The sequence below is a fragment of the Pseudomonas sp. DWP3-1-3b3 genome (assembly GCF_049896305.1).
GTDB lineage: Bacteria > Pseudomonadota > Gammaproteobacteria > Pseudomonadales > Pseudomonadaceae > Aquipseudomonas > Aquipseudomonas azotoformans_A.
Window position 1 is genome coordinate 216,518 of sequence record NZ_JAFCUA010000001.1, and the last position, 26,889, is coordinate 243,406.

At 56.3% G+C, this 26,889-nt stretch carries 26 protein-coding genes; 9 read left to right on the top strand and 17 right to left on the bottom strand.

All coding sequences use genetic code 11. From position 1 onward, the window contains the following. Nucleotides 1–23 precede the first annotated feature (23 nt). Complete coding sequence (locus ACP7BX_RS01095) at nt 24–437, top strand: hypothetical protein (protein WP_426132030.1); 414 nt, start codon at nt 24–26, stop codon at nt 435–437. A gap of 138 nt (nt 438–575) precedes the next feature. Beyond that, nucleotides 576–938 carry an Mpo1-like protein gene (locus tag ACP7BX_RS01100; RefSeq protein WP_010211905.1) on the top strand — a complete coding sequence of 121 codons (363 nt, stop codon included), beginning with the start codon at nt 576–578 and terminating at the stop codon, nt 936–938. Between the two features lie 2 nt (nt 939–940). On the opposite strand, the gene ACP7BX_RS01105 is transcribed toward ACP7BX_RS01100, so the two are convergent. From ACP7BX_RS01105 to ACP7BX_RS01115, 3 genes are all read right to left on the bottom strand, one after another. Continuing rightward, nucleotides 941–1,738 (bottom strand): thioesterase family protein, encoded by a 798-nt coding sequence (locus ACP7BX_RS01105; RefSeq protein ID WP_314531377.1) that lies wholly within the window; start codon nt 1,736–1,738, stop codon nt 941–943. A gap of 90 nt (nt 1,739–1,828) precedes the next feature. Beyond that, nucleotides 1,829–2,590 carry a CHAD domain-containing protein gene (locus tag ACP7BX_RS01110; RefSeq protein ID WP_426132029.1) on the bottom strand — a complete coding sequence of 254 codons (762 nt, stop codon included), beginning with the start codon at nt 2,588–2,590 and terminating at the stop codon, nt 1,829–1,831. A 44-nt stretch (nt 2,591–2,634) separates the two neighbouring features. Continuing rightward, nucleotides 2,635–2,913, bottom strand: coding sequence for a hypothetical protein (locus tag ACP7BX_RS01115; RefSeq protein ID WP_003172685.1), 279 nt, complete (start codon nt 2,911–2,913; stop codon nt 2,635–2,637). A gap of 216 nt (nt 2,914–3,129) precedes the next feature. Here ACP7BX_RS01115 and ACP7BX_RS01120 point away from each other — a divergent pair, with 216 nt between their 5' ends. Continuing rightward, on the top strand, nt 3,130–4,167 hold the full coding sequence (locus ACP7BX_RS01120; RefSeq protein ID WP_038844524.1) for a patatin-like phospholipase family protein: 1,038 nt from the start codon (nt 3,130–3,132) through the stop codon (nt 4,165–4,167). Between the two features lie 6 nt (nt 4,168–4,173). On the opposite strand, the gene ACP7BX_RS01125 is transcribed toward ACP7BX_RS01120, so the two are convergent. From ACP7BX_RS01125 to kdpF, 6 genes are all read right to left on the bottom strand, one after another. Next, a complete protein-coding gene (locus tag ACP7BX_RS01125) occupies nt 4,174–4,863 on the bottom strand; it encodes a response regulator (RefSeq protein WP_010211910.1) in 690 nt (229 codons plus the stop codon). 37 nt (nt 4,864–4,900) lie between these two features. Further along, nucleotides 4,901–7,552 carry a DUF4118 domain-containing protein gene (locus ACP7BX_RS01130; protein ID WP_426132028.1) on the bottom strand — a complete coding sequence of 884 codons (2,652 nt, stop codon included), beginning with the start codon at nt 7,550–7,552 and terminating at the stop codon, nt 4,901–4,903. Nucleotides 7,553–7,582: 30 nt separating this feature from the next. Beyond that, complete coding sequence (kdpC, locus tag ACP7BX_RS01135; RefSeq protein WP_038844521.1) at nt 7,583–8,128, bottom strand: potassium-transporting ATPase subunit KdpC; 546 nt, start codon at nt 8,126–8,128, stop codon at nt 7,583–7,585. A gap of 64 nt (nt 8,129–8,192) precedes the next feature. Then, a complete protein-coding gene (gene kdpB / locus ACP7BX_RS01140; protein ID WP_177111598.1) occupies nt 8,193–10,250 on the bottom strand; it encodes a potassium-transporting ATPase subunit KdpB in 2,058 nt (685 codons plus the stop codon). 12 nt (nt 10,251–10,262) lie between these two features. Beyond that, nucleotides 10,263–11,957: a potassium-transporting ATPase subunit KdpA gene (gene kdpA / locus ACP7BX_RS01145; protein ID WP_426132027.1), complete on the bottom strand. Its 1,695-nt coding sequence runs from the start codon at nt 11,955–11,957 to the stop codon at nt 10,263–10,265. 9 nt (nt 11,958–11,966) lie between these two features. Continuing rightward, nucleotides 11,967–12,056, bottom strand: a complete 90-nt coding sequence (gene kdpF / locus ACP7BX_RS01150) for a K(+)-transporting ATPase subunit F (RefSeq protein ID WP_003218754.1) — start codon at nt 12,054–12,056, stop codon at nt 11,967–11,969. A 413-nt stretch (nt 12,057–12,469) separates the two neighbouring features. Between kdpF and eat the strand changes: the two genes are divergently transcribed. Continuing rightward, on the top strand, nt 12,470–13,834 hold the full coding sequence (gene eat, locus ACP7BX_RS01155; RefSeq protein ID WP_038844515.1) for an ethanolamine permease: 1,365 nt from the start codon (nt 12,470–12,472) through the stop codon (nt 13,832–13,834). Between the two features lie 112 nt (nt 13,835–13,946). After that, a complete protein-coding gene (locus tag ACP7BX_RS01160; protein ID WP_003172675.1) occupies nt 13,947–14,114 on the top strand; it encodes a DUF2897 family protein in 168 nt (55 codons plus the stop codon). 8 nt (nt 14,115–14,122) lie between these two features. Here the strand turns inward: ACP7BX_RS01160 and ACP7BX_RS01165 are convergent, their stop codons facing one another. Together ACP7BX_RS01165 and ACP7BX_RS01170 are read right to left on the bottom strand one after the other, a co-directional pair. Next, entirely contained in the window at nt 14,123–14,971 is an 849-nt protein-coding gene (locus ACP7BX_RS01165; RefSeq protein ID WP_061435811.1) for an urea carboxylase-associated family protein, read from the bottom strand. A 15-nt stretch (nt 14,972–14,986) separates the two neighbouring features. Next, on the bottom strand, nt 14,987–15,631 hold the full coding sequence (locus tag ACP7BX_RS01170; RefSeq protein ID WP_426132026.1) for a GntR family transcriptional regulator: 645 nt from the start codon (nt 15,629–15,631) through the stop codon (nt 14,987–14,989). A gap of 120 nt (nt 15,632–15,751) precedes the next feature. Between ACP7BX_RS01170 and ACP7BX_RS01175 the strand changes: the two genes are divergently transcribed. Then, on the top strand, nt 15,752–16,330 hold the full coding sequence (locus tag ACP7BX_RS01175; protein WP_426132025.1) for a TetR/AcrR family transcriptional regulator: 579 nt from the start codon (nt 15,752–15,754) through the stop codon (nt 16,328–16,330). 18 nt (nt 16,331–16,348) lie between these two features. Here the strand turns inward: ACP7BX_RS01175 and ACP7BX_RS01180 are convergent, their stop codons facing one another. Further along, nucleotides 16,349–16,681 (bottom strand): ComEA family DNA-binding protein, encoded by a 333-nt coding sequence (locus ACP7BX_RS01180; protein WP_314531351.1) that lies wholly within the window; start codon nt 16,679–16,681, stop codon nt 16,349–16,351. Between the two features lie 556 nt (nt 16,682–17,237). Here ACP7BX_RS01180 and gmd point away from each other — a divergent pair. From gmd to ACP7BX_RS01195, 3 genes are read left to right on the top strand one after another with little or no spacing between them, the layout of a single operon-like run. Beyond that, complete coding sequence (gmd, locus tag ACP7BX_RS01185) at nt 17,238–18,323, top strand: GDP-mannose 4,6-dehydratase (RefSeq protein ID WP_314531618.1); 1,086 nt, start codon at nt 17,238–17,240, stop codon at nt 18,321–18,323. Between the two features lie 21 nt (nt 18,324–18,344). Then, nucleotides 18,345–19,274, top strand: coding sequence for a GDP-L-fucose synthase (locus ACP7BX_RS01190; protein WP_314531349.1), 930 nt, complete (start codon nt 18,345–18,347; stop codon nt 19,272–19,274). Continuing rightward, complete coding sequence (locus tag ACP7BX_RS01195; RefSeq protein WP_426132024.1) at nt 19,271–20,443, top strand: DegT/DnrJ/EryC1/StrS family aminotransferase; 1,173 nt, start codon at nt 19,271–19,273, stop codon at nt 20,441–20,443. Before ACP7BX_RS01190 ends, ACP7BX_RS01195 begins: the two co-directional genes overlap by 4 nt. A 182-nt stretch (nt 20,444–20,625) precedes the next feature. Here ACP7BX_RS01195 and ACP7BX_RS01200 read toward each other — a convergent pair whose 3' ends face one another. From ACP7BX_RS01200 to galE, 5 genes are all read right to left on the bottom strand, one after another. Then, entirely contained in the window at nt 20,626–22,620 is a 1,995-nt protein-coding gene (locus tag ACP7BX_RS01200) for a polysaccharide biosynthesis protein (protein ID WP_426132023.1), read from the bottom strand. 100 nt (nt 22,621–22,720) lie between these two features. Then, nucleotides 22,721–23,740, bottom strand: a complete 1,020-nt coding sequence (locus ACP7BX_RS01205) for an MraY family glycosyltransferase (protein WP_426132022.1) — start codon at nt 23,738–23,740, stop codon at nt 22,721–22,723. Nucleotides 23,741–23,781: 41 nt separating this feature from the next. Further along, nucleotides 23,782–24,738: an NAD-dependent epimerase/dehydratase family protein gene (locus tag ACP7BX_RS01210; RefSeq protein ID WP_426132021.1), complete on the bottom strand. Its 957-nt coding sequence runs from the start codon at nt 24,736–24,738 to the stop codon at nt 23,782–23,784. Nucleotide 24,739: 1 nt separating this feature from the next. Then, nucleotides 24,740–25,840, bottom strand: coding sequence for a glycosyltransferase family 4 protein (locus ACP7BX_RS01215; protein WP_314531339.1), 1,101 nt, complete (start codon nt 25,838–25,840; stop codon nt 24,740–24,742). Beyond that, the gene (galE, locus tag ACP7BX_RS01220; protein WP_426132020.1) at nt 25,837–26,868 is read right to left on the bottom strand and encodes a UDP-glucose 4-epimerase GalE; all 1,032 of its coding nucleotides are present in this window, start codon (nt 26,866–26,868) and stop codon (nt 25,837–25,839) included. Before galE ends, ACP7BX_RS01215 begins: the two co-directional genes overlap by 4 nt. Between the last annotated feature and the right edge of the window lie 21 nt (nt 26,869–26,889).

Genomic DNA, 26,889 nt, shown 5'->3' on the forward strand with positions numbered 1-26,889 from the left:
AAAAGACTTCTGGAGGATGATAAATGGCGACCCCTCTGACAAAACCATCAGACCTTACAGCAAATAACTATAAGAAAGTGCGCGTTTTAGCACTCAATGATCAGATAGAAGAAGACATTACTCTGCTCATAGAGGGGACGGTCATAAATTGCTTTATAAGTTACTGCCCCTATCAAATAGAAATTGGGAAATTCTATGATGTGGAGCTGACCATAAACATTGCTGACGACTACGTAATTGAGCGTGTAGAGCCGAGCGGCGTGTTGGCCGAAAAGATAGATCCTGGCTATTCCTACATCCTTTACGGCGAACTCTGTGACGAGAGATTTCTCACCTTCACATCGCTGAGCGACGAAGACATCCATTATGACCATCCAGAACTGAGCGGGAGTTTTGTTAAATTAACGGTCGAAAGAATCGACGCCAGCTTTCACTGAAAAGCTTAAAATCGAGCAGTTGTTTACATGGCAGGAGCTTGCTGGCTATGACCCCCATAGCCAGCCCCAATTCGCCCCTCCCCCCAACCCCACCTAAACTCTCTCCATGCTATTACAACGGACAGAGGATTCACCATCATGGGCAAACGTCACCCCAATCTCCCCGCCTGGCAATGGCGTAACTACCCGCAGAACCATCAACACCCGACCAACTTGGCGTTGCACCTGATTGCCGTACCGCTGTTCATCATCGGGTTTCTGTTGATCGTGTCCGGGGTTTTCAGCTTGAGCCTGGCCAGTTTTGCCGTGGGTGTGGTCGGGATCCTGGCCGGCTTGGCGTTGCAGCGTCATGGCCATAGCCTGGAAGCCGAGGCCAGCGAGCCGTTCAGTGACCGTAAAGATGCGGTGCAGCGCTTGGTGGTCGAGCAGTTCGTGACTTTTCCGCGTTTTGTATTAAGCGGCGGCTGGTGGCGTGCCTGGCGGCAGCGCCACCGGCATTGAGGTCAGGCGAAGACCACCACGGTCTGGCGGCTGATGGCGATCAGCTCGCCGGTCGGGCTCCAGAGGGCGGCCGCGGCATGGCCGTAGCCGTCGCGGGCGTGTTCGATATTGACGTAGTACTGGCACCAGTCGAGGGTCGTCAGATCCTGCAAAGGCTGGATGAATTCGATGGTCCAGGTCAGGGTGCTGCCGGGTGCTGGTTTTTTCAGGTGCGGCAGCAAGGCCGGAGGCCAGGCGTCGACCAGGGCGAGGATATGCGCTTCAGTCAGCGGCTCCTCTTTGACATCTCCACGTAAGCGAACCCAACCGCCCATGTCACGGGATTTATTACCGGTAAAGGGTAAGCCGCCGACACTCCAACGCATCGCCAAGTGGCGCATGAATTCGGGGGTCACGCCCTTGATATAGGGCAGTTCCTGGCATTCATCCCAATGTTTGAAAACCGGCGGCGCTTCGCTTTCAACCGCGATTTCCGACTCACGGGACGCACCGAAACTGGCCTGTATCAGGGTCGCCACTTCACCGTTCTGCACCACACGGCCAAGCAATTGGCTGACGGCCTTGCCTTCGCGCAACACTTCGACTTGATAACTGGCAGGAACGTCCGGCGCTACAGGGCCGACGAAGGTGATGGCCAGCGACCGCAGCGGGCGATCGGTTGGCACCTGGGCGCGTAGGGCTTCGTATTGCAAGGCAGCCACCAGGCCACCAAAGGTTGCGCGACCCTGAGCCCATTCGGCAGGGATGGTGACATCCAGCGGGTTGCTGCGGGCGGCGTCGAGCAAATCACTAAAGCGCATGGCGGTCTCACATCAAAAGGAACAGATGAGGGATCTTAACCATCGGACCCGCCAGGTACAGCGCCTATTCCGGCCAAAAGCCGGACCGGTTCAGAAACAATCGGCGCTGAGTTTGTCCAACACGCGGTCCGCCTGCCCTTCAGCCTTGGCCATGGTGCGATGCCACACCGCAACACAAGGTTGCAGATCCGCCTGATGCTCGGCCTGGGCCAGCCATTGCCAGCAATCGTGCCAATCGCCTAACGCGCCTTGGGCTTTTTTCAAGCGCGACATCGCTTTGGCAGGCAGCTTGTCCAACTCGGGATAGGCTTCGGCCGCATAGCGCACCCGCTTGATCAACAACCGCAGGCGATGGCGATCATGGTCAGGGTCTTTCAAAGCTTCATCGAGTTTCTGCCATTGCTTGGCCAGACGTTTCTGAATGCGTGGGCGCAGGCCTTTGAGCAATTTCTGATGCTCCGACGCGCGGATGAAACGGGGAAACGCATCCAGGATCAGCAGCAAATGCGCAAGCTCCGGGCTTTGCGCCACCTGGCGATAGGCCTCAGGTTGCAGACGCAGACGCCGGTTGGCGGCTTCGTGATAACCATGCTGATGCAAATACGCCGCCAGCACCTCGCGGTCGCGTAGCGGCGTCGTCAGTTGGCCGACAGTACTGGCGGCCAATTCAAGCTGTTCCACTCCCGGCAATCCACGCAAGGGGCGCAACAGGCTGCGCAGACGGCGCACGGTGGTGCGCAGGTCATGCAGGGCTTCATCGTCGGTGACGGCGGCGAGGCGAGCCTGGCAGCTCAGTAACCCTACTTCCAGGCCAATGACCTGAGCGACTAACTGATCGACCAAAGCTGACATCCTGCCCTCACTGTCTGATGAGAAATCCTACTCGCTGCTGCAGGTCAACGCCCGGCGCGAGACTCACGAATATAGAACCGCGCTTTCTCGGCCTTGTTGGAGCAGCCTTCAAACGCTTCGAATTGTTGCTGGGTCTTGGCGCCCGTCAGCAGGGACAACGCTTTAGAGTAGCTCACGGTGCCAGCAAAGCCTTCAGCCTTGGCCAGATCCAGCTCTTTCCAGGCGGCGTCCAATTGGCTGCCACAGCTGTCGCGGTACGCGGTCTTCCCGGCACAACCGGCCAAGGCCAGCATGATCACAGGTACACACATCCAGGCTTTCATTGATGACACCTCAAAAAGAAAAAACAGTCGTACGTTGTAGACGTTGCCTACATGGAAAAGTGCCTGTCCTTAGCCTGAAATCGATAGTACCTACAGACCAGAGCATACCCGAGCACCGTGGCTATTCTGGAAAAATATCGCCGGCCGCCCGCGAAGATTGAAGCCGCCCCCTCAATGGGTGCATTGTGGGCCCCTGCCTTGGGGAGGACATGGACCATGAAAAAACGTGTTGCCTTGGTGCTGGGCTCCGGCGGGGCCCGGGGTTATGCGCACATCGGAGTGATCGAAGAGATTGAACGGCGCGGTTATGACATCGCCTGTATCGCCGGGTGTTCCATGGGGGCCGTGGTGGGCGGGATCTACGCCGCCGGCAAGCTGGATGACTACCGCAACTGGATTGAAAGCCTCGATTACCTCGACGTATTGCGCCTGGTGGACGTGAGTTTCCGCCTGGGGGCGATTCGCGGCGAGAAAGTCTTCGGTCAGATCCGCAAGATCGTCGGCGAGATCAATATCGAAGAATTGCGCATCCCCTACACCGCCGTCGCCACCGACCTGACCAACCAGCAGGAGATCTGGTTCCAGGAAGGCTGCCTGCACCAGGCCATGCGCGCCTCGGCGGCGATTCCCAGCCTGTTCACCCCGGTGATGCAAGGCAACCGCATGCTGGTCGACGGCGGCCTGCTCAACCCGCTGCCCATCGTGCCGGTGGTGTCGAGCCATTGTGACTTGATCATCGCGGTCAACCTCAACGCCACTAACCAGAAGCACTACCAGTTGCCGGTGATCCAGCGCCCGCCCGCCTTCAAGAGCCGCTTCAACAACCTGGCCAAGTCACTCGGCTCGCACCTGCCGTTTCGCCGCAAGCAAGCCGAACAATTAATGAAGTTGGAGCAGGAAGCCTTGGAGGCTCAGGCCGCGGAGATCAACCCGTGGCTGGAGTCGGCCGAGCCCGAATCCCAACAACCTGCTGCCGCACCCGAAAAGCCGGGGGCACCGAAGTCTGCGACCGGCTCGTTCATCATCGATAACGTCGGCCCGGCGTCACTGCTGGATCTGATCAACCAGAGCTTCGAGGTGATGCAGACCTCGCTGGCGCAGTACAAGATTGCCGGCTACCCGCCGGATGTGCTGATCAACGTACCGAAGCGGGTGTGCCGGTTTTTCGAGTTCTACAAGGCGCCGGAGCTGATCGCGCTTGGGCGGGAAATCGCCAGTGATACGTTGGACCGCTATGAAAGTGAGCAGAGCTGACGGCGGTCATGCACTCAACAACCGATACCCCACCCCCGCCTCGGTCACGATAAACCGTGGCTGGGTCGGATCATCCGCCAGTTTCTGCCGCAAATGACCCACGACAATGCGCAGGTAGTGGCTGTCCTCGGTATGAGTCGGCCCCCAGATATCCTTGAGCAGTTGCTGCTGAGTAATCACTCGCCCTGGATGCCGCGCCAGCTGGGCCAGCACCGCGTATTCCTTGCGGGTCAGCGCCACTTCAGCACCGTCGAGCAGCACCCGGCGATAGGCCAGGTCCACGGTCAACGGGCCAAAACGCAACGCCGCTTCCTGGGCTTCGCCCGCCGGCGCCTGGCGCAGCAAAGCACGCACGCGGGCGAGAAATTCCTGGATACCAAAAGGCTTGGTGACGTAGTCATTCGCCCCACCGTCGAGGGCTTCAACTTTCTGCCCCTCACTGGCCCGCACCGACAGCACCAGCACCGGCACCGTCGACCACTCACGAAACTCACGCAGCACCTGCTGGCCGTCCATGTCCGGCAGGCCAAGGTCGAGCACCAGCAAATCCGGCTTGCTCAACGCCGCCTGGGCCAGGCCTTCGTTGCCGGTGCCGGCCTCGATCACTTTGTAACCCTGGGAGGCCAGGCTGATGCGCAGGAATTTGCGGATCTGCGGTTCGTCATCAATGACCAAAATCGTCGCGGTCTGGCTCATGGTGTTCCATCAAAATCCGTGAAGAAAACAGGGTAGCTCATGCCTCGCGCTCCAGGCCAGGCTGTGTCGGCAACGGCAGGAACAAGGTGATGCAGGTGCCACGCCCGTCAATACCGTCGGCCACACTGATATGCCCGCCGTGAGCCCCGACCATCCCCTGACAGATCGCCAGGCCCAGGCCCGTGCCCTGCCCGCCGCGATCGCCTCGGGCGGCGGTGTAGAACATGTCGAAAATCTTGGCGCGCTCGTCTTCGGGAATGCCCGGCCCCTCATCGGCCACAGCGAAGAACAGCTGGTTGTCCGCAACTCCAGCGCTCAACTTTAAGCGACCTTGCGGAGGTGAAAAACGTGCGGCGTTTTCCAGCACATTGACCAACGCTTGCTCGATCAACGCGGCATGCACATACAACAACGGCAACTCGGGCGGCACATCGGTGCTCACCTGCAACGGCGCCAGCACTGCACGCAGACGGCCAAGGGCGCTGCCGACAATATCGCCCGGCGACACCCAGTCCCTCGCCAGTTTCAACGCGCCATGGCCGAGGCGTGTCATGTCGAGCAAGTTCTGGATATAGCGGTCCAGGCGCTCAGCTTCATCGCGGGTGCCTTCCAGCAACTCGCGGCGATCCTCCAGCGGGATGGCTTCACCGAGCGCCAACAGGCTGTCGATACTGCCGCGCATGGACGTCAGCGGCGTGCGCAAATCATGGGACACCGAGGCCAGCAACGCGCTGCGCAGTTGCTCAGTTTCGCCGTGCAATCGAGCGGACTCCAGCTCCTGGGCCAGTTGCGCCCGCGCCAACGCCTGGGCCAAGGGTTGGCTCAAGGCCGTGAGCAAACGCCGGCGTTGGCCGCTCAACTCCAGGCCGGGCTTGGGACTGACGCCCAGTAACCCCAGCGGGCCCTCCTCACCCGACAACGGCCACCACCACCAACGCCCGAACGGTAAGGTGCCGGTGCCCATGCCCGCCGGCTGGTCGTGCTGCCAGGCCCAATCGGCCGCAGCGCGCTCGGCTTCGGTGAGGGTCAGCGGGCCGCCGGTCTCGATGGTCCAACCGCCCTGCCCATCGCGATTGACCAGGCACAGGTCCAGGTCGCTCCAGCCTTGCAAATGGTGTGCAGCGGCGCTGACTACGGCCTGGCGATCGGTGGCAGCGGTGAGTTTGCGCGACAGGTCGAGCAGTTCGCTGGTTTCCTCCTGGGTATCGCGCAACGCCTGCAACTGCCGGCGTTGACGCGCGGCCAGGTTGCCGGTCAACGCCGCCATCAACAGGAAGAACAACAGGGTCAGCACATCTTCTTCGCGCTGAATGGCGAAGGAAAAATTCGGCGGGATAAACAAAAAGTCATAGGTCAGGAACGACAACGCCGCGCACACCAGCGATGGCCCCAGGCTGCTGCGCACCGCCACCAGCAACACGGCGGCGAGAAACACCAGCGAGATATTCGGCAGCGGCAAGACGCTGGACACCGCCCACGCCACCGCAGCCGCCACCAGCGTCGCCACCACCGCCAGCGCATAGTCGAACCACACCAGTCCGCGCACATCCGGCAAACGCGGCGGTGCCGGGATGTCGTCGCTGTCGAGGACGTTGATTTCCAGGCCTCGCGCATTACGCAACAACCGCGCGGCCAGGCCACCGCCAAACAAGCGACGCCGCCATCGCATCCGCGACTGCCCCACCAGCAACAGGCTGGCGCGACGTTCAGCGGCGTGCTGGATCAGTGTCTTGGCCACCTCCCCCGCCCGCAGCAACACCACCTCACCGCCCAGTCGCTCGGCCAGTTGCTGCGCGTTTTGCAGACGCAGTCGCGATTGCTCATCCCGCGCACGGCCGTTATCGATATGCACCAGGCTCCACGGCAAATGCCGACGCTGGGCAACGCGACTGGCATGGCGCACCAGACGTTCGGCCTGTGCATCGCCATCCACGCCCACCAACAAGCGACCGCGCACCGCCGGCGCGGCCTGGCCAAGCTGGCGGTAGCCCTGGGCCAAGTCGTCATCGACGTGGGCGGCGGCGGTTTGCATCGCCAACTCGCGCAAGGCCATGAGGTTGGTCTGGGTGAAAAACGCATCGATAGCCGCCCGCGCCTGCTCGGGCACATAGACCTTGCCGTCACGCAGGCGCTCCAGCAGCTCGCGGGACGGCAGGTCGATCAGCAGCAGTTCGTCGGCCTCTTGCAGCACCCAATCGGGAAGGGTTTCGCGCACCTGCACGCCGGTGATACCGCGCACCTGGTCGTTGAGGCTTTCCAGGTGCTGGACGTTGACCGTGGTAAATACGTTGATGCCAGCGGCGAGCAATTCCTGGATGTCTTGCCAGCGCTTTTCATGGCGGCTTCCGGGCGCGTTGCTATGGGCCAGTTCGTCCACCAACACCAGCTTGGGCTTGGCGGCGAGCAGGCCATCGAGGTCCATTTCTTCGAGCATCACGCCACGGTATTCGCTGCGCAACAAAGGCTGTTGCGGCAGGCCACTGAGCAAAGCTTCAGTCTCGGCGCGGCCGTGGGTCTCGACCACGCCGGCAATCAGCCGCACGCCTTGGCGCAACTGAGTGTGCGCAGCCTGGAGCATGGCGTAGGTCTTGCCCACACCCGGCGCGGCGCCGAGGAAGACTTTGAGCCGGCCACGGCCGTCCCGGGGCAGATCGGCTAACAGGGCATCGGCGCGGCCGGAGTCGCTCATGCGGGCAGTGTCCTTCAGGTATTGATCGGGTTACAGCTTTTCCAGCGCCATGTTCAGCGCCAGCACATTCACCACCGGCGGCCCTACCAGCGGGCTTTCAATGTGCTCATCGAGCAAGCGCTGCAAGGTCGATACCGGTACATTCCGCGCCGCCGCCACTCGCGCCAGTTGATAGGCAATCGCCTGCGGTGGCAAGTGTGGATCAAGACCGCTGCCAGAGGTAGTCAGCGATGCCAAAGGTACGGGCCCCTGGCTGGGTACCAGTTGCTTGTTTGCGTCATCGAAGATGCGCGTCGCCAGCGCCGGGTTACTGGGGCCAAGGTTGCTGGCACTGCTGGAAACCGTCGCGAAAGCGCCCGCTGATGGGCGTGGGTGGAACCAGCTGTCACCGGTAAAGTCCTGGGCGATCAGGCTGGAGCCACGCACCTTGCCGCTGTCGTCACGCACCAGACTGCCATTGGCCTGGTCCGGGAAGGCGACTTGGGCGACGCCGGTTACCACCAGTGGGTAAGCGACGCCGGTGATCAGGGTCATGAGCACCAGCAGGCTCAGGGCCGGGCGAATCATGTTGGACATTTCGGATTCCTCAATTCGGTCATTGCAACCTGTGGGCGCCCATCTGGCACCCACAGGATTCGGGTCAAACCAGGTGCAACGCAGTCAGCAGCATGTCGATCGCCTTGATGCCCACGAACGGCACCAGGATCCCGCCCAGCCCGTAGATCAGCAGGTTGCGCCGCAGCAACGCCGCCGCGCTCGCCGCTTGCACGCGCACACCGCGCAGCGCCAGCGGAATCAGCACCACGATGATCAACGCGTTGAACACGATGGCCGAGAGAATCGCGCTCTGCGGACTCTGCAAGTGCATCACGTTGAGCACGCCCAGTTGCGGGTAGATCGAGGCGAACAGTGCCGGCAGGATCGCGAAGTACTTGGCCACGTCGTTGGCAATGGAGAAGGTGGTCAGTGCGCCACGGGTGACCAGCAATTCCTTGCCGATCTGCACCACGTCCAGCAGCTTGGTCGGGTCGCTGTCGAGGTCGACCATGTTGGCTGCTTCGCGGGCGGCCTGGGTGCCATCATTCATGGCCATGCCGACGTCAGCCTGGGCCAGCGCCGGGGCGTCGTTGGCGCCGTCGCCACACATTGCCACCAAGCGGCCGTCGTTCTGTTCATGGCGAATGCGCGCGAGTTTTTTCTCTGGCGTGGCTTCGGCCAGCACGTCGTCCACGCCCGCTTCGGCCGCAATCGCCGCAGCGGTCAGCGGGTTGTCGCCGGTGACCATCACGGTGCGGATACCCAGTTTGCGCAGCTCGGCGAAACGCTCACGGATGCCGGGTTTGACCACGTCCTTCAGGTGGATCGCACCGAGCAACTTACCATCAGCACACACCAGCAACGGGGTGCCGCCGCTTTGGGCGATCTTGTCGATTTCCCGCGACAATGCCGGTTGCAAGTCGCGGCGTTGCTGGCCGATGAAAGCGAGCAACGAATCCACCGCACCTTTGCGGAACACACGGCCCTGGTAGTCGACACCGGACAATCGGGTTTCCGCACTGAACGGCACGGCGGTCAGCTCATCCGCAGAGGGCTCGGCCTGCGGGTGCAAGGCGCGCAGGTATTCAACGATGGATTTACCTTCCGCCGTGTCATCCGCCAGGGAGGCAAACAACGCGCCCTCGGCGACTTCCTTGCCGCTGACGCCAGGCGCCGCGACCACCGCCGCACACCGCCGGTTACCAAAGGTGATGGTGCCGGTCTTGTCCAGCAGCAACACGTGCACGTCACCTGCCGCTTCCACGGCACGGCCGGACTTGGCGATCACATTGAGGCGCACCAGGCGGTCCATGCCGGCGATGCCGATGGCCGACAACAAACCACCAATGGTTGTAGGAATCAGTGTCACCAGCAGTGCGACCAGGAACACCAGGGGCAAGCTGCCATTGGCGAAGTGCGCGAACGGTTGCAAGGTCACCACCACCAACAGGAAGATCAGGGTCAGGCCGATCAGCAGGATATCCAGCGCGACTTCGTTGGGGGTTTTCTGGCGTTTGGCGCCTTCGACCAGCGCGATCATGCGGTCGAGGGTGGACTCACCGGGGTTGGCGGTGATGCGGATCAGCAGCCAGTCCGACACCAGGCGGGTGTTGCCGGTGACAGCCGAACGGTCGCCGCCGGACTCGCGGATGACCGGTGCGGATTCGCCGGTGATCGCCGCTTCGTTGACCGCCGCGATCCCTTCGATGACTTCGCCGTCACCGGGGATCATTTCCCCGGCGGCCACGCGCACCACATCACCTTTGCGCAAGCTGGTGGCCGGCACGACCTTGAAGCTGCCATCGGCCTCCTTGCGACGAGCGCTCAAGCCTTCGCTGCCGGCCTTGAGGCTGTCGGCACGCGCCTTGCCACGCCCTTCGGCCAAGGCTTCGGCGAAGTTGGCGAACAACACGGTGAACCACAGCCAGACCGCGATTTGCACCGCGACATAGGTGGGCACCGCGGTGTCAGGTACGAAGCACAGCACGGTGGTAAGGATGGCGGTCAATTCGACCACCAGCATCACCGGCGAGCGTTGCAGTTGACGCGGATCCAGCTTGACGAACGCCTGGACCAGCGCCGGGCGCCACAGGGCGGAGATGGCGGTTTTGGCAGGCTCCTGGGTTTGCACCGGAGCCGCATTTTTTGCAGGCATATTCATTTTCATATCCCCTTAGAAGCCCATGCTCAAGTGTTCAGCAATGGGGCCTAACGCCAGCGTTGGCAGGAAAGTCAGGCCGCCCACCAGCAAAATGGTCACGGTCAACAGGGTCACGAACAGCGGGCCGTGGGTCGGGAAGCTGTTCTGGCCGATCGGTGCGGTCTTCTTCATCGCCAGGCTGCCAGCCAGGGCCAGTACCGGGAGGATGTAGCCGAAGCGACCGATCAACATGCCCAGGCCCAGCATCAGGTTGTGGAACGGCGTGTTGGCGCTGAAGCCACCGAACGCCGAGCCGTTGTTGGCACTGGCCGAGGTGTAGGCATAGAGCAATTGGCTGAAACCGTGGGGGCCGGGGTTGCTGATGGCACCGGCCGGGCCAGGCAGGCTCGCGGCGATGGCACCGAGGACCAGCACGCCAACCGGCATCACCAGCAAGGTCACCACCAGTAATTGCACTTCCTTGGCCTGCAACTTCTTGCCTAAGTATTCGGGTGTACGGCCGATCATCAGGCCGGCGAGGAACACCGCGATCAACACGTTGAGCAACATGCCGTACATACCGGCGCCGACGCCGCCGAAAATCACTTCGCCGACCATCATGTTGACCAGGGAAACCATGCCGCTGAGGGGGTTGAGGCTGTCCTGCATGCCGTTGACCGAACCGTTGGATGCCGCCGTCGTGGTCACCGACCACAACACCGTACCGGTGGTGCCAAAGCGTGCTTCCTTGCCTTCCAGCGGCGCGGTTTGTTCCACGGCCGGGTTGTTCAGGGTCGGGTTGGGCTGGTATTCAGCCCACAGCGAGGTCGCGCCGCCGATCAGGAACAGTGCCAGCATGCAGCCAAGGATCGCGCGGCTTTGGCGCAGGTCCTTCACGTAGTGGCCGAAGGTGAACACCAACGCCACCGGAATCAGGATGATCGCTGCCAACTCGAACAGGTTGGCCCAGGCAGTCGGGTCTTCAAACGGATGCGCCGAGTTGACGCCAAAGAAGCCACCGCCGTTGGTGCCCAATTGCTTGATCGCAATCTGGCTGGCCGCCGGGCCCAGGGGGATCACTTGATCCACACCTTGCATCGTCACGGCATCCACGTAGTGAGCGAAGGTTTGCGGTACGCCCTGCCACACCAGGAACAACGCCAGCACCAGGCACAACGGCAGCAGGCCGTAGAGGGTGGCGCGGGTCATATCGACCCAGAAGTTGCCCAGGGTCTTGGTGGATTTGCGACCGATCCCACGGCACAACGCGACCAGTACTGCCAGACCGGTGGCGGCACTGACGAAGTTCTGCACGGTCAAGCCCGCCATCTGGCTGAGGTAACTCAGGGATGCCTCACCGCTGTAGGACTGCCAGTTGGTGTTGGTCATGAAACTGACCGCGGTGTTGAAGGCTAACGTCCATTCCTGACCCGGCAATTTCTGCGGGTTCAGTGGGAGGTAGTCCTGGAACAGCAGGATCGCGAACAACAGCACGAAGCCTGCGAGGTTGAACGCAAGCAAGGCCAGCATGTACTTCTGCCAGCTTTGCTCTTGATGCTCGTCCACGCCCGACAAGCGATAACAGGCGCGTTCTACCGGGCCAAATACCGGCGTGAACCAAGTGCGCTGCCCTTCCATCACCTTGTAATAGAACCGCCCCAAGAACGGGGCTGGCACCAACACCACCGCAAAGAAGGCAATGATCAGCCAATAGTCATAACTGTGCATGGCCCGCTCCTAGTTCCGATCCGCGCGTAACAGCGCAACCAGCAGATAAATGAACAGTGCCACGGCCAATAGCAGTGACACCCCGTCCAGAACGCTCATGGAAGTCTCTCCGTTTAGCGGCGAGTGCCGCGTGTGGGGCAATTGTCGGCAGGAGTGGCGTAAAGGAACGAGAGCGAGGGAGCAGGCAGGGCGTAAAGACGGCGTAAAGAGTGGGTTTATGCGGGGTTTACAGGGGGATTTTTGTTGAATGGGAGGGCCTCATCGCGGGCAAGCCCGGCTCCCACACTTTGATCACCGCTCGCCATGACAACTCGGTCGAGTGTGGGAGCGGGCTTGCCCGCGAAGGCGCCAGCTCAGTCAACACAGCACCTATCTGGTGCAAGGCGGGCAAATTTCAAACGCCAAACCGTTCCCTTGGCGACAGTTGCGCAGCTTTACGACAGTGATTCCCCTCCTGGCATGGCCGCTGCAACACCTTGAATCATTCCACACGGTTCAGGGAGAGCAACACAATGAACACACAACTCAAACCCACTTTGGGCACCCTGCATTTATGGGGCATCGCGGTCGGGCTGGTGATTTCCGGCGAATACTTCGGCTGGAGCTATGGCTGGGGCGTGGCTGGGACGCTGGGCTTTCTGGTGACTTCCTTGATGGTCGCTGCGATGTACACCTGCTTCATCTTCAGTTTCACCGAACTGACCACCGCGATTCCTCACGCTGGAGGGCCTTTTGCCTACAGCCGACGCGCTTTTGGTGAAAAGGGCGGACTGATCGCTGGGCTCGCAACCTTGATCGAATTCGTCTTCGCACCGCCTGCGATCGCCTTGGCCATCGGCGCCTATCTGAATGTGCAGTTTCCGGCACTGGACCCGAAGCACGCAGCCGTCGGAGCCTATATCGTGTTCATGGGCCTGAACATCCTCGGCGTAAAACTCGCCGCCACCTTTGAACTGGTGGTATGTGTACTCGCCGTCGCCGAGCTGCTGGTGTTCATGGGCGTCGTGGCGCCTGCCTTCAGCTTCAGCAACTTCGCCCTGAACGGCTGGGCCGGCTCAGACACCTTTGGCGCCCCCGCGATTGCCGGCATGTTTGCCGCGATTCCTTTTGCGATCTGGTTCTTCCTCGCCATCGAAGGCGCGGCCATGGCCGCCGAAGAAGCGAAAGATCCGAAGCGCACCATTCCAAAGGCCTACATCAGCGGCATCCTGACCCTGGTGATCCTGGCCATGGGCGTGATGTTCTTTGCCGGCGGCGTGGGCGACTGGCGCACCCTGTCCAACATCAACGATCCCTTGCCACAAGCCATGAAAACCGTGGTGGGTGACAGCTCCGGCTGGCTGCACATGCTGGTGTGGATCGGTCTGTTTGGCCTGGTAGCCAGTTTCCACGGCATTATTCTTGGCTACTCGCGCCAGTTCTTTGCCCTGGCCCGCGCCGGCTACCTACCCTCCTTCCTCGCCAAACTGTCGCGGTTTCAGACACCGCACCGGGCAATTATCGCCGGGGGCGTGGTCGGCATCGCGGCGATCTATAGCGATGGCCTGATCAACCTGGGCGGCATGACGCTGACCGCCGCAATGATCACCATGGCGGTCTTTGGCGCCATTGTGATGTACATCATGAGCATGCTCAGCCTGTTCAAACTGCGTAAAAGCGAACCGTTGCTGGAACGCACCTTCCGCGCACCGGGTTACCCCATCGTGCCGGGCATTGCGTTGGTATTGGCGGTGGTATGCCTGGTGGCCATGGCCTGGTTCAACGCACTGATCGGATTGATCTTCCTGGGCTTCATGGCGGTGGGGTTTGCCTACTTCCAGATGACTGCGCAAGACCGTGCCGATGCACCGGCGGATGCGATGTTGACCGGGCTCTGATCTACTGAGAGGCAGAACGGGCCTACACTGAACTAGTAAGAAAGCCCGTCACTCAAAGCAGTTATTCCCGTGGGAAAGTTCTCCCGCGGCAATCTGCCTCAAGGAGAGCCTTATGCCGTGGTATGCGTGGTTGATTATGGTGGTCGCGATCGGTTCGATCGTCGGTGGTTTGATGATGCTGCGTGACAGCGCCAACAAGGTGGAACTCACCGACGAACAACGCAAGCGCGTGGCCGAGCGCAACGCCCAGGCGGATGCCAAGGACGCGCAGGATCGCTGAAACTTGGGCTACTCCCAAGCCGCCTTGGCAATATGCAACCCGTGCTGCCCCTTGTAGGCAGCACGTTCCGGCTGGCTCCAGCCGTTCAGCAACTCGTCCTCCAGCTTGTAGATCTCGACTCCCAGCGGACGACACACCGTCAGCGGGTCCTGCGCCTCCGGCCCCCACATCGGCAAAGACAGATCCCCACCGGGGCACGTCGACAGCGCGCACAGCAAATCAATCTCGGCAAAAAACTCCAGGTAATCGCCCTTCTGCGCAGGGCAAGCCTTCATGAAATACATGTCGTCATGATTGAGGCCGGTGCACTGGAAAATATTCAGCACGTCATGCACGTCGAATTCCGTCAGACCATGGGGCAACACCGCACGGGTCAAGTTCGAATGGCAATGGTGGTGGAAGTCTTCGCCAGTGAGCATGCGGTTCACGTAGGGATCGCAACGGGTACCCAGCAAGTCGTGCAAGCGCCCGCCATGTTCGTCTATACCGTAGCTGGCCAAACTGTCGTCAGTGATCGTCACCAGAGGCCGTAGGAATGGGAGGTTCGACCATAGCCGGTCATGAGTACTGACATGCGCCCCCTGCAACTGGCGCGTACGGGCCGCCCACAAGCGCTCGCGAGGGTCGTTGGCGTTCCACACGTTGAAGTCTCCCACCTGCGGGCCGACCGGCGTGGTCACACGGAACACATGCCCGGCCGGCACCTTCCACGCCCGGCCCGTGCGAATCGGCACCTCAAACTGCTCAACCAGCCTGCGCTGATCTTTTCGGTCACGAATGCGCTCGTAAAACGCCGTGTCGACCTGCAACGCCGAACCTTTACTGACCTGGTAAGCGGCCGGATAGTCTTTGTACATGATGCAGATCCTCGATCAGGGGTGGTTAAACAAGGCCAATGACAGGTGCTCCGAATCATCCAGGTACAAGCTCATCGCCTCCCCTGCTGCCGGTCTGTCCTGCTGGACCAATAAGGTGAAAATCTCACGATCGCGCTCCAACCACGGCGATTGAAAACGCTGCTCATCAGGCGCGGCGCAAAACACCAGACGCAGCTGGGCGATGACCTGGGCAAAAAAACCGTCGAATAAGGGGCTGCGCATCAGCGCGACAATCTGTTGGTGAAACACCAGGCTATGGGTGGCCACAGCGCGCCAATCTTCGCGCTCACGGGCCAGGGTGGTCGCGTCGATAGCGTTTTGCATACGCTCGGACTGAGCCTCTGTCAGGGGACCACTTTGGGCGATGGCCTGCAGCTCCAGGGTCCGACGGACCACAAACAAATCACGCACCTCGTCCCGTTCCAGGCGTCGGACCATTACGCCTTTGTTGCGCACATAGCGCGTCAGTCCTTCCTGGCCCAGGCGATGCAATGCTTCGCGGATGGTATTGCGCGAGGCACTGTAAGCCTTCACCAGTTCCACTTCGACCAACGGCGTCCCAGGCAACAGCCGCCCGCCGATAATGTCGGCGCGAAGCTCAAGGGCGATCTGGTCGGCTAATGACAAACTGAGTGTCATGAACACCTCATGATTGTTGAACAATCTTCAACCTAGAGGTAATCACGATTCATGCCAACGCGCATGCGTGTAAAAAGGCTCAAGTTGGTTAAAATGCCAGCCTGTAACCGAGGCCGTCCTATGCGTTATTCACCCGACCACAAAGCCCAGACCCACCAACGCATCATCAAGGAAGCCTCCGTACGCTTTCGCCGCGACGGCATCGACGCCACGGGCCTGCTGCCGTTGATGAAATCGCTGAACCTCACACATGGCGGGTTTTACGCACACTTCAAGTCAAAGAACGAACTGGTAGAGAAAGCGCTGCAGGCTGCTGCGGCAGAGCTGGATACACACTGCGAGATGCTGTTCAGCCAGGAGCGGCCACTGGAAGCGTTTATTGACAGCTACCTGTCGGAGTGGCACCTGACCTCCCCCGATCAAGGTTGCCCGCTGCCAACCATGTCTTCTGAACTGGGACTTAGAGGCCAGCACAGTGCAACGACGGACGCGGTGCTTGGTGCACGGGTCAAGCAGATTGAAGCGGCCATGGCGGATGGCCGGGGTGATGCACCAGGCTTGTTAATGATGTCGACGTTGGTGGGTGCGCTGGTGCTGGCGAGGAGTGTCGAGGATCCCACACTGGCCGTACGAATAACGGATGTGGTGCGTGAGCACTTGAAGATCCAGGTTTCAAAAGATGAAGAGGCCAGTCAGTGACCGGCCTCTTCAGTTCGCTTAGTTGATCACCAGTCTCTCACGGTTCTTCTCAAGCAACGCCTTGCCGATCCCCTTCACTTCCAACAACTCATCCACTGCCGTGAACGGACCATTGCTTTCGCGGTAGGCAATGATCGCCTTGGCTTTGGCCGCGCCAATGCCGAAGAGCTCGGTGCGCAGGGTTTCGGCGTCGGCGGCGTTAAGATTGACCTTGGCGGATTGTTCAGTTTTGGACATCTGCACGGTGATGGGGGTCGGGGCTTCGGGCTTGATGGACGGGGCAGCGGTGGCGGTGGCGGAGACGGTGGTGAGAAAGGCAAAAATCAGGGAAGTGAGATAGGTGTTCTGCATTCGTGACGCTCCATGACATCGATAAGAGGAAAGCAGCTTTTCCGAAGCTGCTTTCCTAAGTTAGGTGATGTTGGCAGGCAGTCAAAAAAGACTCGGTTACAAGGTATGTAGCACCCCGAGGTGGACGCTCGATCACTGAATTTCCAACAGGAGCGAATGCATCAACGGTTGAGCGATACGAACAACACCGAACAGACCTTTCAGTGAAAAAATGGTCTCGAGTCATGGTATGAGTTAAAATTTGTCAGGCTCCCGATGTGGGTTAAGCTATGGGCCTTCGGCTCAACGCAATGCCGAGTGACACATAATTTATGATTTCAAATTTGGCTGAACCGCTCTCGGTAACAGCCGGAACAACTCGACACCCAAACCGAGGCCGTTTTTACGATGGGGCTAGAAAAACACAGCCAATACGCAAAAAACGTTATCACGACGCTGTGGTGCCCCGCGGCAGTTAACACCCTGAAATAATTGAGTTATGAATCATCGTTATTCAGGCGAATATCTCTCGGCGAAAGCAACACTCAAAGTTTCAAAAACAATTATGGAAGAAGAAATGATTAAGAAAGCACTCATTACCGGTGTAACAGGACAAGATGGCGCTTATCTTGCTGAATTCTTACTGAACAAAGGTTACGAAGTTCACGGTGTAAAACGACGTAGCTCATTATTCAACACAGCTCGCATCGACCATCTTTTCCATGACGTTCACGATAAAGGATTGCCCTTTTTCCTTCATCACGGAGATATGACGGACTCATCAAGCCTGACCCATATCATTCAAAAAGTTCAACCGGATGAAATCTACAACCTTGCAGCGCAAAGTCATGTGGCCGTTTCATTTGAAGAGCCGGAATATACAGCAAACTCAGACGCACTCGGCTCCCTACGTATCCTGGAAGCAATCCGAATTCTAGGTCTCGAGAAAAAAACTCGGTTTTACCAAGCATCAACCTCAGAACTTTATGGGCTGGTGCAAGAAACCCCACAGAAAGAAACTACGCCTTTTTACCCACGCAGCCCTTATGCAGTTGCGAAACTGTATGCCTATTGGATTACCGTTAATTATCGCGAAGCTTATGGCATCTACGCTTGCAATGGTATCTTGTTCAATCATGAAAGCCCAATCCGCGGTGAGACTTTTGTGACACGAAAAATCACCCGCGCTCTTTCTCGTATAAAACTTGGCCTGCAAGAGTGCCTCTATCTAGGCAACATGGACTCACTTCGAGACTGGGGCCATGCGAAAGACTACGTCGAAATGCAGTGGCTGATGCTTCAACAGGAAAAACCTGAAGACTTCGTCATTGCAACCGGAGTCCAATATAGCGTACGTGATTTTGTAAACGCTGCGGCTAAAGAGTTGGGAATGGCCATCACTTGGAAAGGTGAAGGCGAAGATGAAAAAGGGTATGACGATGCTGGTAAATGTATCGTTGCGGTCGATCCACGATACTTCCGCCCTACCGAAGTCGAAACGCTGTTGGGTGATGCTTCCAAAGCGAAGGCGAAACTTGGCTGGAGCCCAAAGATCACGTTTGCTGAACTCGTCAGTGAAATGGTGCGTGAGGACCTAAAAAGTGCCGAAAGAGATGAACTCATCAAACAGCACGGGTACCCCACATTCAGCTATAACGAATAACTGTATTTGGCAATCCATTAGATGAAAAAAATACGAATCTTGTTGACCGGCGGCAGTGGCATGGTGGGGCGTAATCTCCTCGAACACTCCCGCATTAACGATTTTGAAGTGCTCGCCCCGCCAAGTACTGAGCTGAACCTGCTCGATTTCAAAGCAGTCCAGAGCTATCTCGAGCGCTCCCAGCCGAACTTGATAATTCATGCAGCGGGTAAAGTGGGTGGCATTCAAGCAAATATCAGAGAGCCCGTAAAGTTTCTGCTGGATAACCTCGATATGGGCCGCAATATCGTGTGGGCAGCTCGCGTGGCTGGCGTAAAAAGTCTAATCAACCTGGGCAGTTCTTGCATGTACCCCCGTAATCATTCTGAGCCCCTCAGCGAAGACATGATCCTGAAGGGCGAGCTGGAGCCAACCAATGAGGGATATGCATTAGCGAAAATAACGACAGCACGCTTATGTGAATATATTACGCGAGAGGATCCGAGCTTTCATTACAAGACCTTAATCCCATGCAACATCTTCGGTCGATTCGACAAGTTCGAACCTTCGCACTCACATCTATTGCCTGCGATCATACATAAGATTCACTTAGCAAAGACAAATAATGATCCCACCGTGGAGATATGGGGCGACGGCAATGCAAGGCGTGAATTCATGTATGGTGGAGATCTCGCCGACGCTATCATACAGGCCGTAGACAAGTTCGATTCGCTGCCCCTGAATATGAACGTAGGCCTGGGACATGATCACTCTATCAACGAGTACTATCACGCCGCAGCCGCAGTGATGGACTACAGAGGCCAATTCATACATGACGTGACCAAGCCGGTTGGAATGGCGCGCAAACTAGTGAATATCGAGCGGCAGTCACTATGGGGTTGGAAACCACGTCATACCCTGCAAGAGGGCATTGAAAAGACCTACAGCTATTATCTGGAGCATCAACAATGAGTATTAGATTCCCTCTGGCTGCGTCTACATGGGAAAAAGAAGAGCTAGACGCGATGCAACGTGTCATTGCCACCGGCATGTTCACGATGGGCGAAAACGTCAAAGCATTTGAACAAGACTTCGCGCAGTTCGTAGGCAGCAAGCACTGCGTAATGGTTAACTCTGGCTCCTCCGCAAACCTCCTGATCGTTGCCGCTCTTTTTTATACTAAAAATTCGGATCTGAAACTTGAACGCGGCGATGAAATCATAGTTCCCGCCGTATCATGGAGCACTACCTACTACCCGCTGTATCAATACGGCTTGAAAATAAAGTTTGTTGACATTGATCTTCACACTTTGAATTACGATCTGGAACAGCTGAAGCTAGCAGTCACCGATAAGACCCGAGCCATTATGGCCGTAAACCTTCTCGGCAATCCGAACGATTTCGGGCGCATTCAAGAGATTATCGGGGACCGCAAGATTGTTCTGATCGAAGATAACTGCGAGTCGATGGGAGCAACTTACAACGGCAAACAAGCTGGTACCTTCGGCGTTATGGGTAGTTTCAGCTCCTTTTTCAGTCATCACATTTCGACGATGGAAGGCGGCCTGATAGTCACCGACGACGAAGAGCTCTATCAAATCTTGCTCTCTCTGCGCGCTCATGGTTGGACCCGAAACCTGCCCAAGCAAAACTTGGTCTGCAGCGAAAAAAGTGACGACCCATTCGAAGAGTCGTTCCGCTTCGTTTTACCTGGCTACAATGTTCGACCGCTGGAACTCGAAGGCGCGTTGGGTGTAGAACAAGTCAAGCGTCTTCCAAAACTCATTCAGGAACGGCGTAAAAACGGTGCTCTGCTACAGGCAGACATGGCAGATCACCCGGACATCATCATTCAACAAGAGATTGGCAAGTCCAGTTGGTTTGGTTTCAGTCTAGTGATACGACCTGAAAGCAAGCTGACGCGCAAGGCGCTCGTTGAAAAGCTGAACAGCCTCGGATTTGAATGTCGCCCGATTGTGGCCGGTAACTTCGCCAAAAACGAGGTTGTAAAATATTTTGACTCCGAGGTTCATGGTGAACTGAAGAATGCCGAACATATCGACAAATTCGGCCTGTTCATTGGCAATCACCACTACTCAATCTCGGAGGCGTTCTCACTGCTTAATAGCATCCGAGCCTGAGTTAGCTTTTAACCAACAAGCATGGTAGGACGGAGCAGGAACCCACAGCGATAACGATATCAACTATCGCTTGTAGACTTCCCTGCTCCAACCATCTATAAACTTGTAGAACGCGCCGACCGGATTCATCTGTCAACGAAGATACTGCAACACAATTCTACTAAGGCGTGAGCTGCTTAGGTTCAAGGTTCAAAACGGCGTTGCTGATAAATCCAATCAACAATCTCACCATCAGGCTTATACCCGCTTACTGTTTCACGCAACAGTTGACGAACGCGGGCATAGTCATCTCTATCCACTGCAATGAGCAACTCAGACAGTTTCTCTTTTAGCAACTCCCAAGACAGATAGTCCTCGGTGGCTCTCATAATCATGGGGTGCTGTGTTCCAATGACATTATCACCTATGAGCAACTCTTCGTAGAGTTTTTCACCCGGGCGCAAACCAGTGAACTCAATGGAAATATCTCCATGAGGTTTCTTCTCGGAGCGAACGCTAAAGCCAGAAAGATGAATCATCTTCTCGGCCAGCTCGATAATTTTAACTGGCGCTCCCATATCCAAAACAAAAACATCGCCGCCTTGTCCCAAAGAGCCTGCCTGGATCACCAACTGCGCGGCCTCGGGAATAGTCATGAAGTAACGCGTGATTTTCGGGTGGGTGACAGTGAGCGGGCCTCCCGACTTAATCTGCTTGTAAAACAGTGGTATAACCGAGCCAGAAGATCCCAGAACGTTCCCAAAGCGCACCATCGTAAAACGCGTTTTGTTAACTCGCGATATATTAGACTTCTCACCGAACAATACAGGAGCCACCTCCTGGCTGAGAGCTTGCAAGGTCAACTCAGCCAAGCGTTTTGTGCTACCCATAACATTGGTAGGGCGAACCGCTTTGTCAGTAGAGATAAGCACAAAGTTAGCGACCCCTACCTTCAAAGCCGCCTGAGCAGTGTTGAGCGTTCCAATCACATTATTTAACACCCCTTCTGCGATATTGTGCTCGACCATTGGTACGTGCTTGTATGCAGCGGCATGATAGATTGTGTCAACGCGCCAGGTCCTCATAACATCTACTAACTTTTTCTCATCACGCACCGAGCCTAAAATCGGGAGCAATTTAACAGGCAACGACTCCCTCGCAATTCTCAACTCTAACTCGGACAAAATACTGTACAGATTGAATTCACTATGTTCGAACAACAACAAGGTGGTTGGGTGTAAGCTCAGTATTTGTCGACAGAGCTCGGAGCCGATTGAGCCGCCTGCGCCCGTGACCAATACGCAATGCCCCTTGATGCAGCGCTCCAACAACTCCTCTTGCGCCGGCACTGCATCCCGCCCCAGTAGATCCGCGATGTCAACTTCCTGGATGTCATCAACTTTTACACGCCCACTGGCGAGATCCATAAACCCGGGAACACTGCGAACATGCAGGGGGAAACCTTCGAGAAACCCTAGAATTTCACGTCGACGACCGCGATTGGAAGAAGGAATTGCAAGTAAAATCTCCTGAGCACCTGTAGCCTCAATCATGCGCTGAATATGTTTGGGCTTATAGACCTGCAACCCAGAAATTACGCGGTCGGAAATACTGGTGTCATCGTCAATGAAAGCAACCGGGCGCATGACACGGCCCATCCGTAATGCAGCCACCAATTGGTTGCCAGCAGCGCCCGCACCATAGATCGCAACCCTGGGCAAACCATCCTCGCGACTAGTAAAGGGCATGTGTTGCGCCGCCGAGAACCAATCACCGAGAAAGTACTGGCGCATTGCCAGTCGTAGTCCGCCAACCAATATCAAACTAAGCCACCAGTAGTTAAAAACGATAGATCTAGGAACTACGTTCTGGTGATTGCTATACCAATAGACAACTACGCCAAGAATGAGAGACGATAAACTGACAGCTTTGATAATGGCGATAAGTGCATCGTTACCAAAATAGCGCATAACGGCACGGTACATTCCAAATCGTACGAAAAGCGGGATGGCTACGATAGGTGCGCTCAAAAACAACCAAAAGTGCGTAGTAAAAGGATTAACCAGCTCATCCAGCCCCAACCGCACCAAAAAAGCCATCCACAGCGCGATCCAAACCAGCAAAATGTCAGCAGCGACTTGTAGGATTCGCTTTTGCCTACGCGGGAGGCTCAGCAAAAATGCTCTGATTTTATCCATAATTTCCAGCACCTTACGCAGCTATTGTTCTAGCACAACAGACCGTTGATTCCCTTTTAACCGGGATAACGACCGTCATTCGAGAATTGATACATCTTCATTAAGAGGTGTAACCATCTGTCCCGGCCCGATACTTATAAGCTAAGACTATCAATGGTAGATAAGCAATAGCGATCCCCAGCAGACCGTTCAGCCTATACACAGATATACAGATCGCTATTGGCAACAGCCAGAATACATTGATTGCGGCAACAACTCCGGTCACCGCTAAATGACTGCCGGCCTTACGTGCCGCATGCTGGTAAGCATGACTTCGATGAGCCTCATACACCCGACGCCCCTGCAGCAAGCGAGATAATAGCGTATAGGTTGCATCAACTATAAACACCCCTAAAAGAACCAACCATACCCAGAAGAAAAACGGTGCCTTCCAAGCAGCGTAAAGTGACAGAACGCCTAGCATCACTCCCAGAAAACCGCTACCCGCATCCCCCATAAAAATACGCGCTGGAGGGAAATTCCAGATGAGAAATCCACCGACGGCCAGTGCCAGGAGTAACGGTGGTCCAATCAGAGCTGTAAAGCCAGTTAACCAATAGACAATGCAGACCCCAACACACGCACATATAGCCTCTACGCTTGCAAGTCCATCTATACCATCCATAAAATTATATAGGTTCAACAACCACACAAGGTAGAAGGCAGACAAAATTACGCCGAACCATTGTAAATCAATCGCTGCCCCCCAGAACTCAAGGGGAGGAAGACCGCCCAGCCAATACAACGCCCACCCTGCACACAAGAAATGACCGAGCAGCCGCCAGCGAGCCGCAATATGACCGTGATCATCAAGAAAGCCAAGAGCTGCAACGCCCGCACCTGTTCCGACGATGCACCAAATTACGGGCCATTCCAAATAGCCTGTCATACCGAAGATAGGCACGAACAGTAAAAAAGTCAGCACTATTGCGACTCCACCACCTCTTGGCGTGGGAACCGTATGCGAACTGCGCGAATTAGGAACGTCGATCAGACTTCGACTAATGGCGTACCGGCGAATACCGCCAGTCAACACTGCGGACAAAAACACCGCGAGAGGAAATAAAAACCACACACTCATAAAAAAGGCACGTCCTTGGAGCTACGAAAAGTTAATTTGCATCATGATTTTATCGCCAAGAACTCGCGACCACATTTTTGTAGCGCAAGCTCGGGGCTTAGTGGTGGGACCCATTCGAGCACAGAGTTGGCTTTACTTGAATCAATAACCAGAGATTCGCATAACTGAGTATACATACCCCGCCTACCAATCAGGCTGGCGCCCCACCGCATCAACACTGGTGGACATGGAAGCAAACGGGCTTTCACGCCCATACCCACTGCCAGGTGTTTAATGATCTCAGGCGTTGACATTGCAACACCGTCAGAAATCAGAAATAGCTGGTTCGCAGCGGCTGGCTGAGTGATACAAAGAAGCAAAAACTGCACCAGATTTTCTAGAGAGATCATGCTTCTTGAGTTTTCCACAGCAGCAAGAGGCAGAGGAAGACCCGATGACACCAACTTAAGCAGTCGCCCAAAGTTTCCCGGAGCCTGGGCGCCATAGACGAGCGGGGGCCGAACAATTACCCACTCCATCGCAGAGCCTTGAGCAATCTGGCGTAATGCCTGCTCAGCCTCAAGCTTGGAAACGGCATAGTCTGCATGAGGCGCGGGAGTTGAATCCTCCCTGAATGCGTTACCTAGGGTTTGAGCACCATTGACCCCAATCGAACTGATAAGGACAAATCGTTTCACTCCAGCCTCACGTGCTTGCTCGGCGAGCCTCCTGGTTCCCTCAAGATTTACGGCTCTGAACTTTGCAAGCGCGCCCGCATGTGCCTCACCTACGACATGCGCCCTACCGGCCAGGTGGACGACTACATCTACACCTTTAAGCGCACTTTCCCGATTGGCAGCCTCGCTGATGTCGCCAATGACTACAACATCAACGTTTGGCGCTCCGTAACTCTGGGCGTTGCGTAGTGCAGCGACGACATCAATGCAGTCAGAATCTACGCATGCTCGAATTAACTCGCGCCCAACAAATCCGGTGGCTCCCGTTACCAGAACACGCATATCACACCTTGATGACGTTTGAATAAACGTTGATTGTTCGCTGAAGCATCAACTCAAAAGTGAAATCACTAAAAAATCTTGACTTACCCGTGGCGCCCATCTTCCTACGCAAATCGTGCGAGCTGATCAAGGTACTCAATGCGGAAACTAGGCCGTCATGATCATGCTTGTCCACCAATATTCCGGTCTTTTGCTGTGTCACCGCCTCTGGAACGCCGCCCACGCGCGACGCGATGACCGGCAGGCCAGAACGCATCGCTTCCAGCACTGTTAATGGCAATCCTTCCCAGTTCGAGATAAGGCAAAAGACGTCGGATTTAGACAACCGCTCCGAGACATCAGAACAAGCCCCCGAGAAGGAGATCTTATCCCCCAGATTCAATTCCGAAACAAGACGTTTAGCCTGCGGCATAGTAGGGCCGTCCCCCACAAACTCCATAGTCCAATCACGGCAAACCAGTGACGCTAATGCGCGGATTAAAAACAGATGATCTTTGGGTGCATCAAATCTTGCGACCATGATGAGCCGCGTTACATCGGATGTTCCCATGACAGGGGCTGTTTCTCCAACCGAAGGCATACCGTTATGAATCGTGACAATTAAATCTGCATCGCCTACACCTGACCTCAGCGCCAAAGAACGATCATAATCAGAGACAGTTATAATCTTGCTGGCCAGGTTCGCAACCGCGCGCTCGATCCAACGATACAACATGCGTCGAGACGTTGATACACCTTCGGTAAAAGCCCAACCATGTGCTGTGAAAACACACGGGATAGAAAGTTTTTTTGCAACTAAACGCCCTATTATCCCGGCCTTTGAAGAGTGAGCATGAACAATATCCGGTTTCCAGGCCAACACAATTCGCCGAAGCTCGAAATAAAAGCGAAAATCGCTGACCACATTCAACGGTCGGACCAGATGTGCCGCACAAATACATGTGAGTCCTCGCTCTCTGGCCCGGTCGACGAAAATACCGTGACCGCCTACGACAACGACGACTTCATGCCCCGCGTCTTGAAGGCCGGTGGCAAGATCGAGAAGGTGAACGCTTGCCCCTCCTATGACATCAGAACGGGTAATAACATACAAAATTCTCAATTCTCTTCCTCCCGATCATAACCGCGAGGATTCAGAGTTTGCCAACGCCAGGAATCCCCGACCATTGCATTCAAATCCAACGACGCGGTCCATCCTAGATCTTCCTTTGCTTTGGATGGATTAGACCAGCACTCAGCCAAGTCGCCAGGACGACGTTTAAGGAATTGGAAGGGTATATCCATTTGGCTAATCGTGGAGAATGCCGTTATTACCTCCAACACCGAATAGCCTCTCCCCGTTCCCAAATTCCACACAAAGCAACCCTCATGTGTATCAAGATAATCCAAGGCAGACAAATGCCCCTTAGCTAGATCCACAACATGGATGTAGTCCCTGATGCCAGTACCATCGGGAGTCGGATAGTCGTTACCGAAAACAGACACAGAGGGACGGAGACCAACAGCGACTTGGCTGATATAAGGGAACAAATTATTAGGAGTGCCTTTGGGATGCTCCCCTATCAATCCGCTTGCATGAGCACCTACAGGATTGAAATAACGCAGAATTGCGATAGACCATCGGGAATCAGAATGAGCCAAATCAAGCAACATCTGCTCGACCATTAACTTAGAGCGACCATAAGGATTGGTAGGGGCGGCGCTGCGCGAGTCCTCCCGAAGCGGCATTTCACTGGACTCGCCATACACCGTCGCAGACGAACTGAATACCAATCTATAAACATTCATTCTGGCCATGGTCCGGCAGAGCACAATCGAACCAAGTACATTGTTATTATAATACTTTAAAGGATCCTCAACACTTTCGCCAACCGCTTTAACGCCAGCAAAATGAATTACAAAGTCAATCGAATAGGCACTAAATATTTTAGCAAGCAACTCACCATCGCAGATACTCCCCTCAAAGAATATAGGGCCAACACCTGTAACATCTTTGATTCTAACCAGCACTTCACTGGAACTATTACTGAGGTCGTCAAGGACCACTACTTGATAGCCACTCTGAAGACATTCTACAACTGCATGAGATCCAATGTATCCGGTCCCCCCAGTAACTAAAACTGTTTTCACGAAACCACCTCACACTGAAAA

Coding starts and splice junctions, on each gene's coding strand:
- ACP7BX_RS01095 (WP_426132030.1), top strand. CDS start 24: ATGGCGACCCCTCTGACAAAACCATCAGACCTTACAGCAAATAACTAT.
- ACP7BX_RS01100 (WP_010211905.1), top strand. CDS start 576: ATGGGCAAACGTCACCCCAATCTCCCCGCCTGGCAATGGCGTAACTAC.
- ACP7BX_RS01105 (WP_314531377.1), bottom strand. CDS start 1,738: ATGCGCTTTAGTGATTTGCTCGACGCCGCCCGCAGCAACCCGCTGGAT.
- ACP7BX_RS01110 (WP_426132029.1), bottom strand. CDS start 2,590: ATGTCAGCTTTGGTCGATCAGTTAGTCGCTCAGGTCATTGGCCTGGAA.
- ACP7BX_RS01115 (WP_003172685.1), bottom strand. CDS start 2,913: ATGAAAGCCTGGATGTGTGTACCTGTGATCATGCTGGCCTTGGCCGGT.
- ACP7BX_RS01120 (WP_038844524.1), top strand. CDS start 3,130: ATGAAAAAACGTGTTGCCTTGGTGCTGGGCTCCGGCGGGGCCCGGGGT.
- ACP7BX_RS01125 (WP_010211910.1), bottom strand. CDS start 4,863: ATGAGCCAGACCGCGACGATTTTGGTCATTGATGACGAACCGCAGATC.
- ACP7BX_RS01130 (WP_426132028.1), bottom strand. CDS start 7,552: ATGAGCGACTCCGGCCGCGCCGATGCCCTGTTAGCCGATCTGCCCCGG.
- kdpC (WP_038844521.1), bottom strand. CDS start 8,128: ATGTCCAACATGATTCGCCCGGCCCTGAGCCTGCTGGTGCTCATGACC.
- kdpB (WP_177111598.1), bottom strand. CDS start 10,250: ATGAATATGCCTGCAAAAAATGCGGCTCCGGTGCAAACCCAGGAGCCT.
- kdpA (WP_426132027.1), bottom strand. CDS start 11,957: ATGCACAGTTATGACTATTGGCTGATCATTGCCTTCTTTGCGGTGGTG.
- kdpF (WP_003218754.1), bottom strand. CDS start 12,056: ATGAGCGTTCTGGACGGGGTGTCACTGCTATTGGCCGTGGCACTGTTC.
- eat (WP_038844515.1), top strand. CDS start 12,470: ATGAACACACAACTCAAACCCACTTTGGGCACCCTGCATTTATGGGGC.
- ACP7BX_RS01160 (WP_003172675.1), top strand. CDS start 13,947: ATGCCGTGGTATGCGTGGTTGATTATGGTGGTCGCGATCGGTTCGATC.
- ACP7BX_RS01165 (WP_061435811.1), bottom strand. CDS start 14,971: ATGTACAAAGACTATCCGGCCGCTTACCAGGTCAGTAAAGGTTCGGCG.
- ACP7BX_RS01170 (WP_426132026.1), bottom strand. CDS start 15,631: ATGACACTCAGTTTGTCATTAGCCGACCAGATCGCCCTTGAGCTTCGC.
- ACP7BX_RS01175 (WP_426132025.1), top strand. CDS start 15,752: ATGCGTTATTCACCCGACCACAAAGCCCAGACCCACCAACGCATCATC.
- ACP7BX_RS01180 (WP_314531351.1), bottom strand. CDS start 16,681: ATGCAGAACACCTATCTCACTTCCCTGATTTTTGCCTTTCTCACCACC.
- gmd (WP_314531618.1), top strand. CDS start 17,238: ATGATTAAGAAAGCACTCATTACCGGTGTAACAGGACAAGATGGCGCT.
- ACP7BX_RS01190 (WP_314531349.1), top strand. CDS start 18,345: ATGAAAAAAATACGAATCTTGTTGACCGGCGGCAGTGGCATGGTGGGG.
- ACP7BX_RS01195 (WP_426132024.1), top strand. CDS start 19,271: ATGAGTATTAGATTCCCTCTGGCTGCGTCTACATGGGAAAAAGAAGAG.
- ACP7BX_RS01200 (WP_426132023.1), bottom strand. CDS start 22,620: ATGGATAAAATCAGAGCATTTTTGCTGAGCCTCCCGCGTAGGCAAAAG.
- ACP7BX_RS01205 (WP_426132022.1), bottom strand. CDS start 23,740: ATGAGTGTGTGGTTTTTATTTCCTCTCGCGGTGTTTTTGTCCGCAGTG.
- ACP7BX_RS01210 (WP_426132021.1), bottom strand. CDS start 24,738: ATGCGTGTTCTGGTAACGGGAGCCACCGGATTTGTTGGGCGCGAGTTA.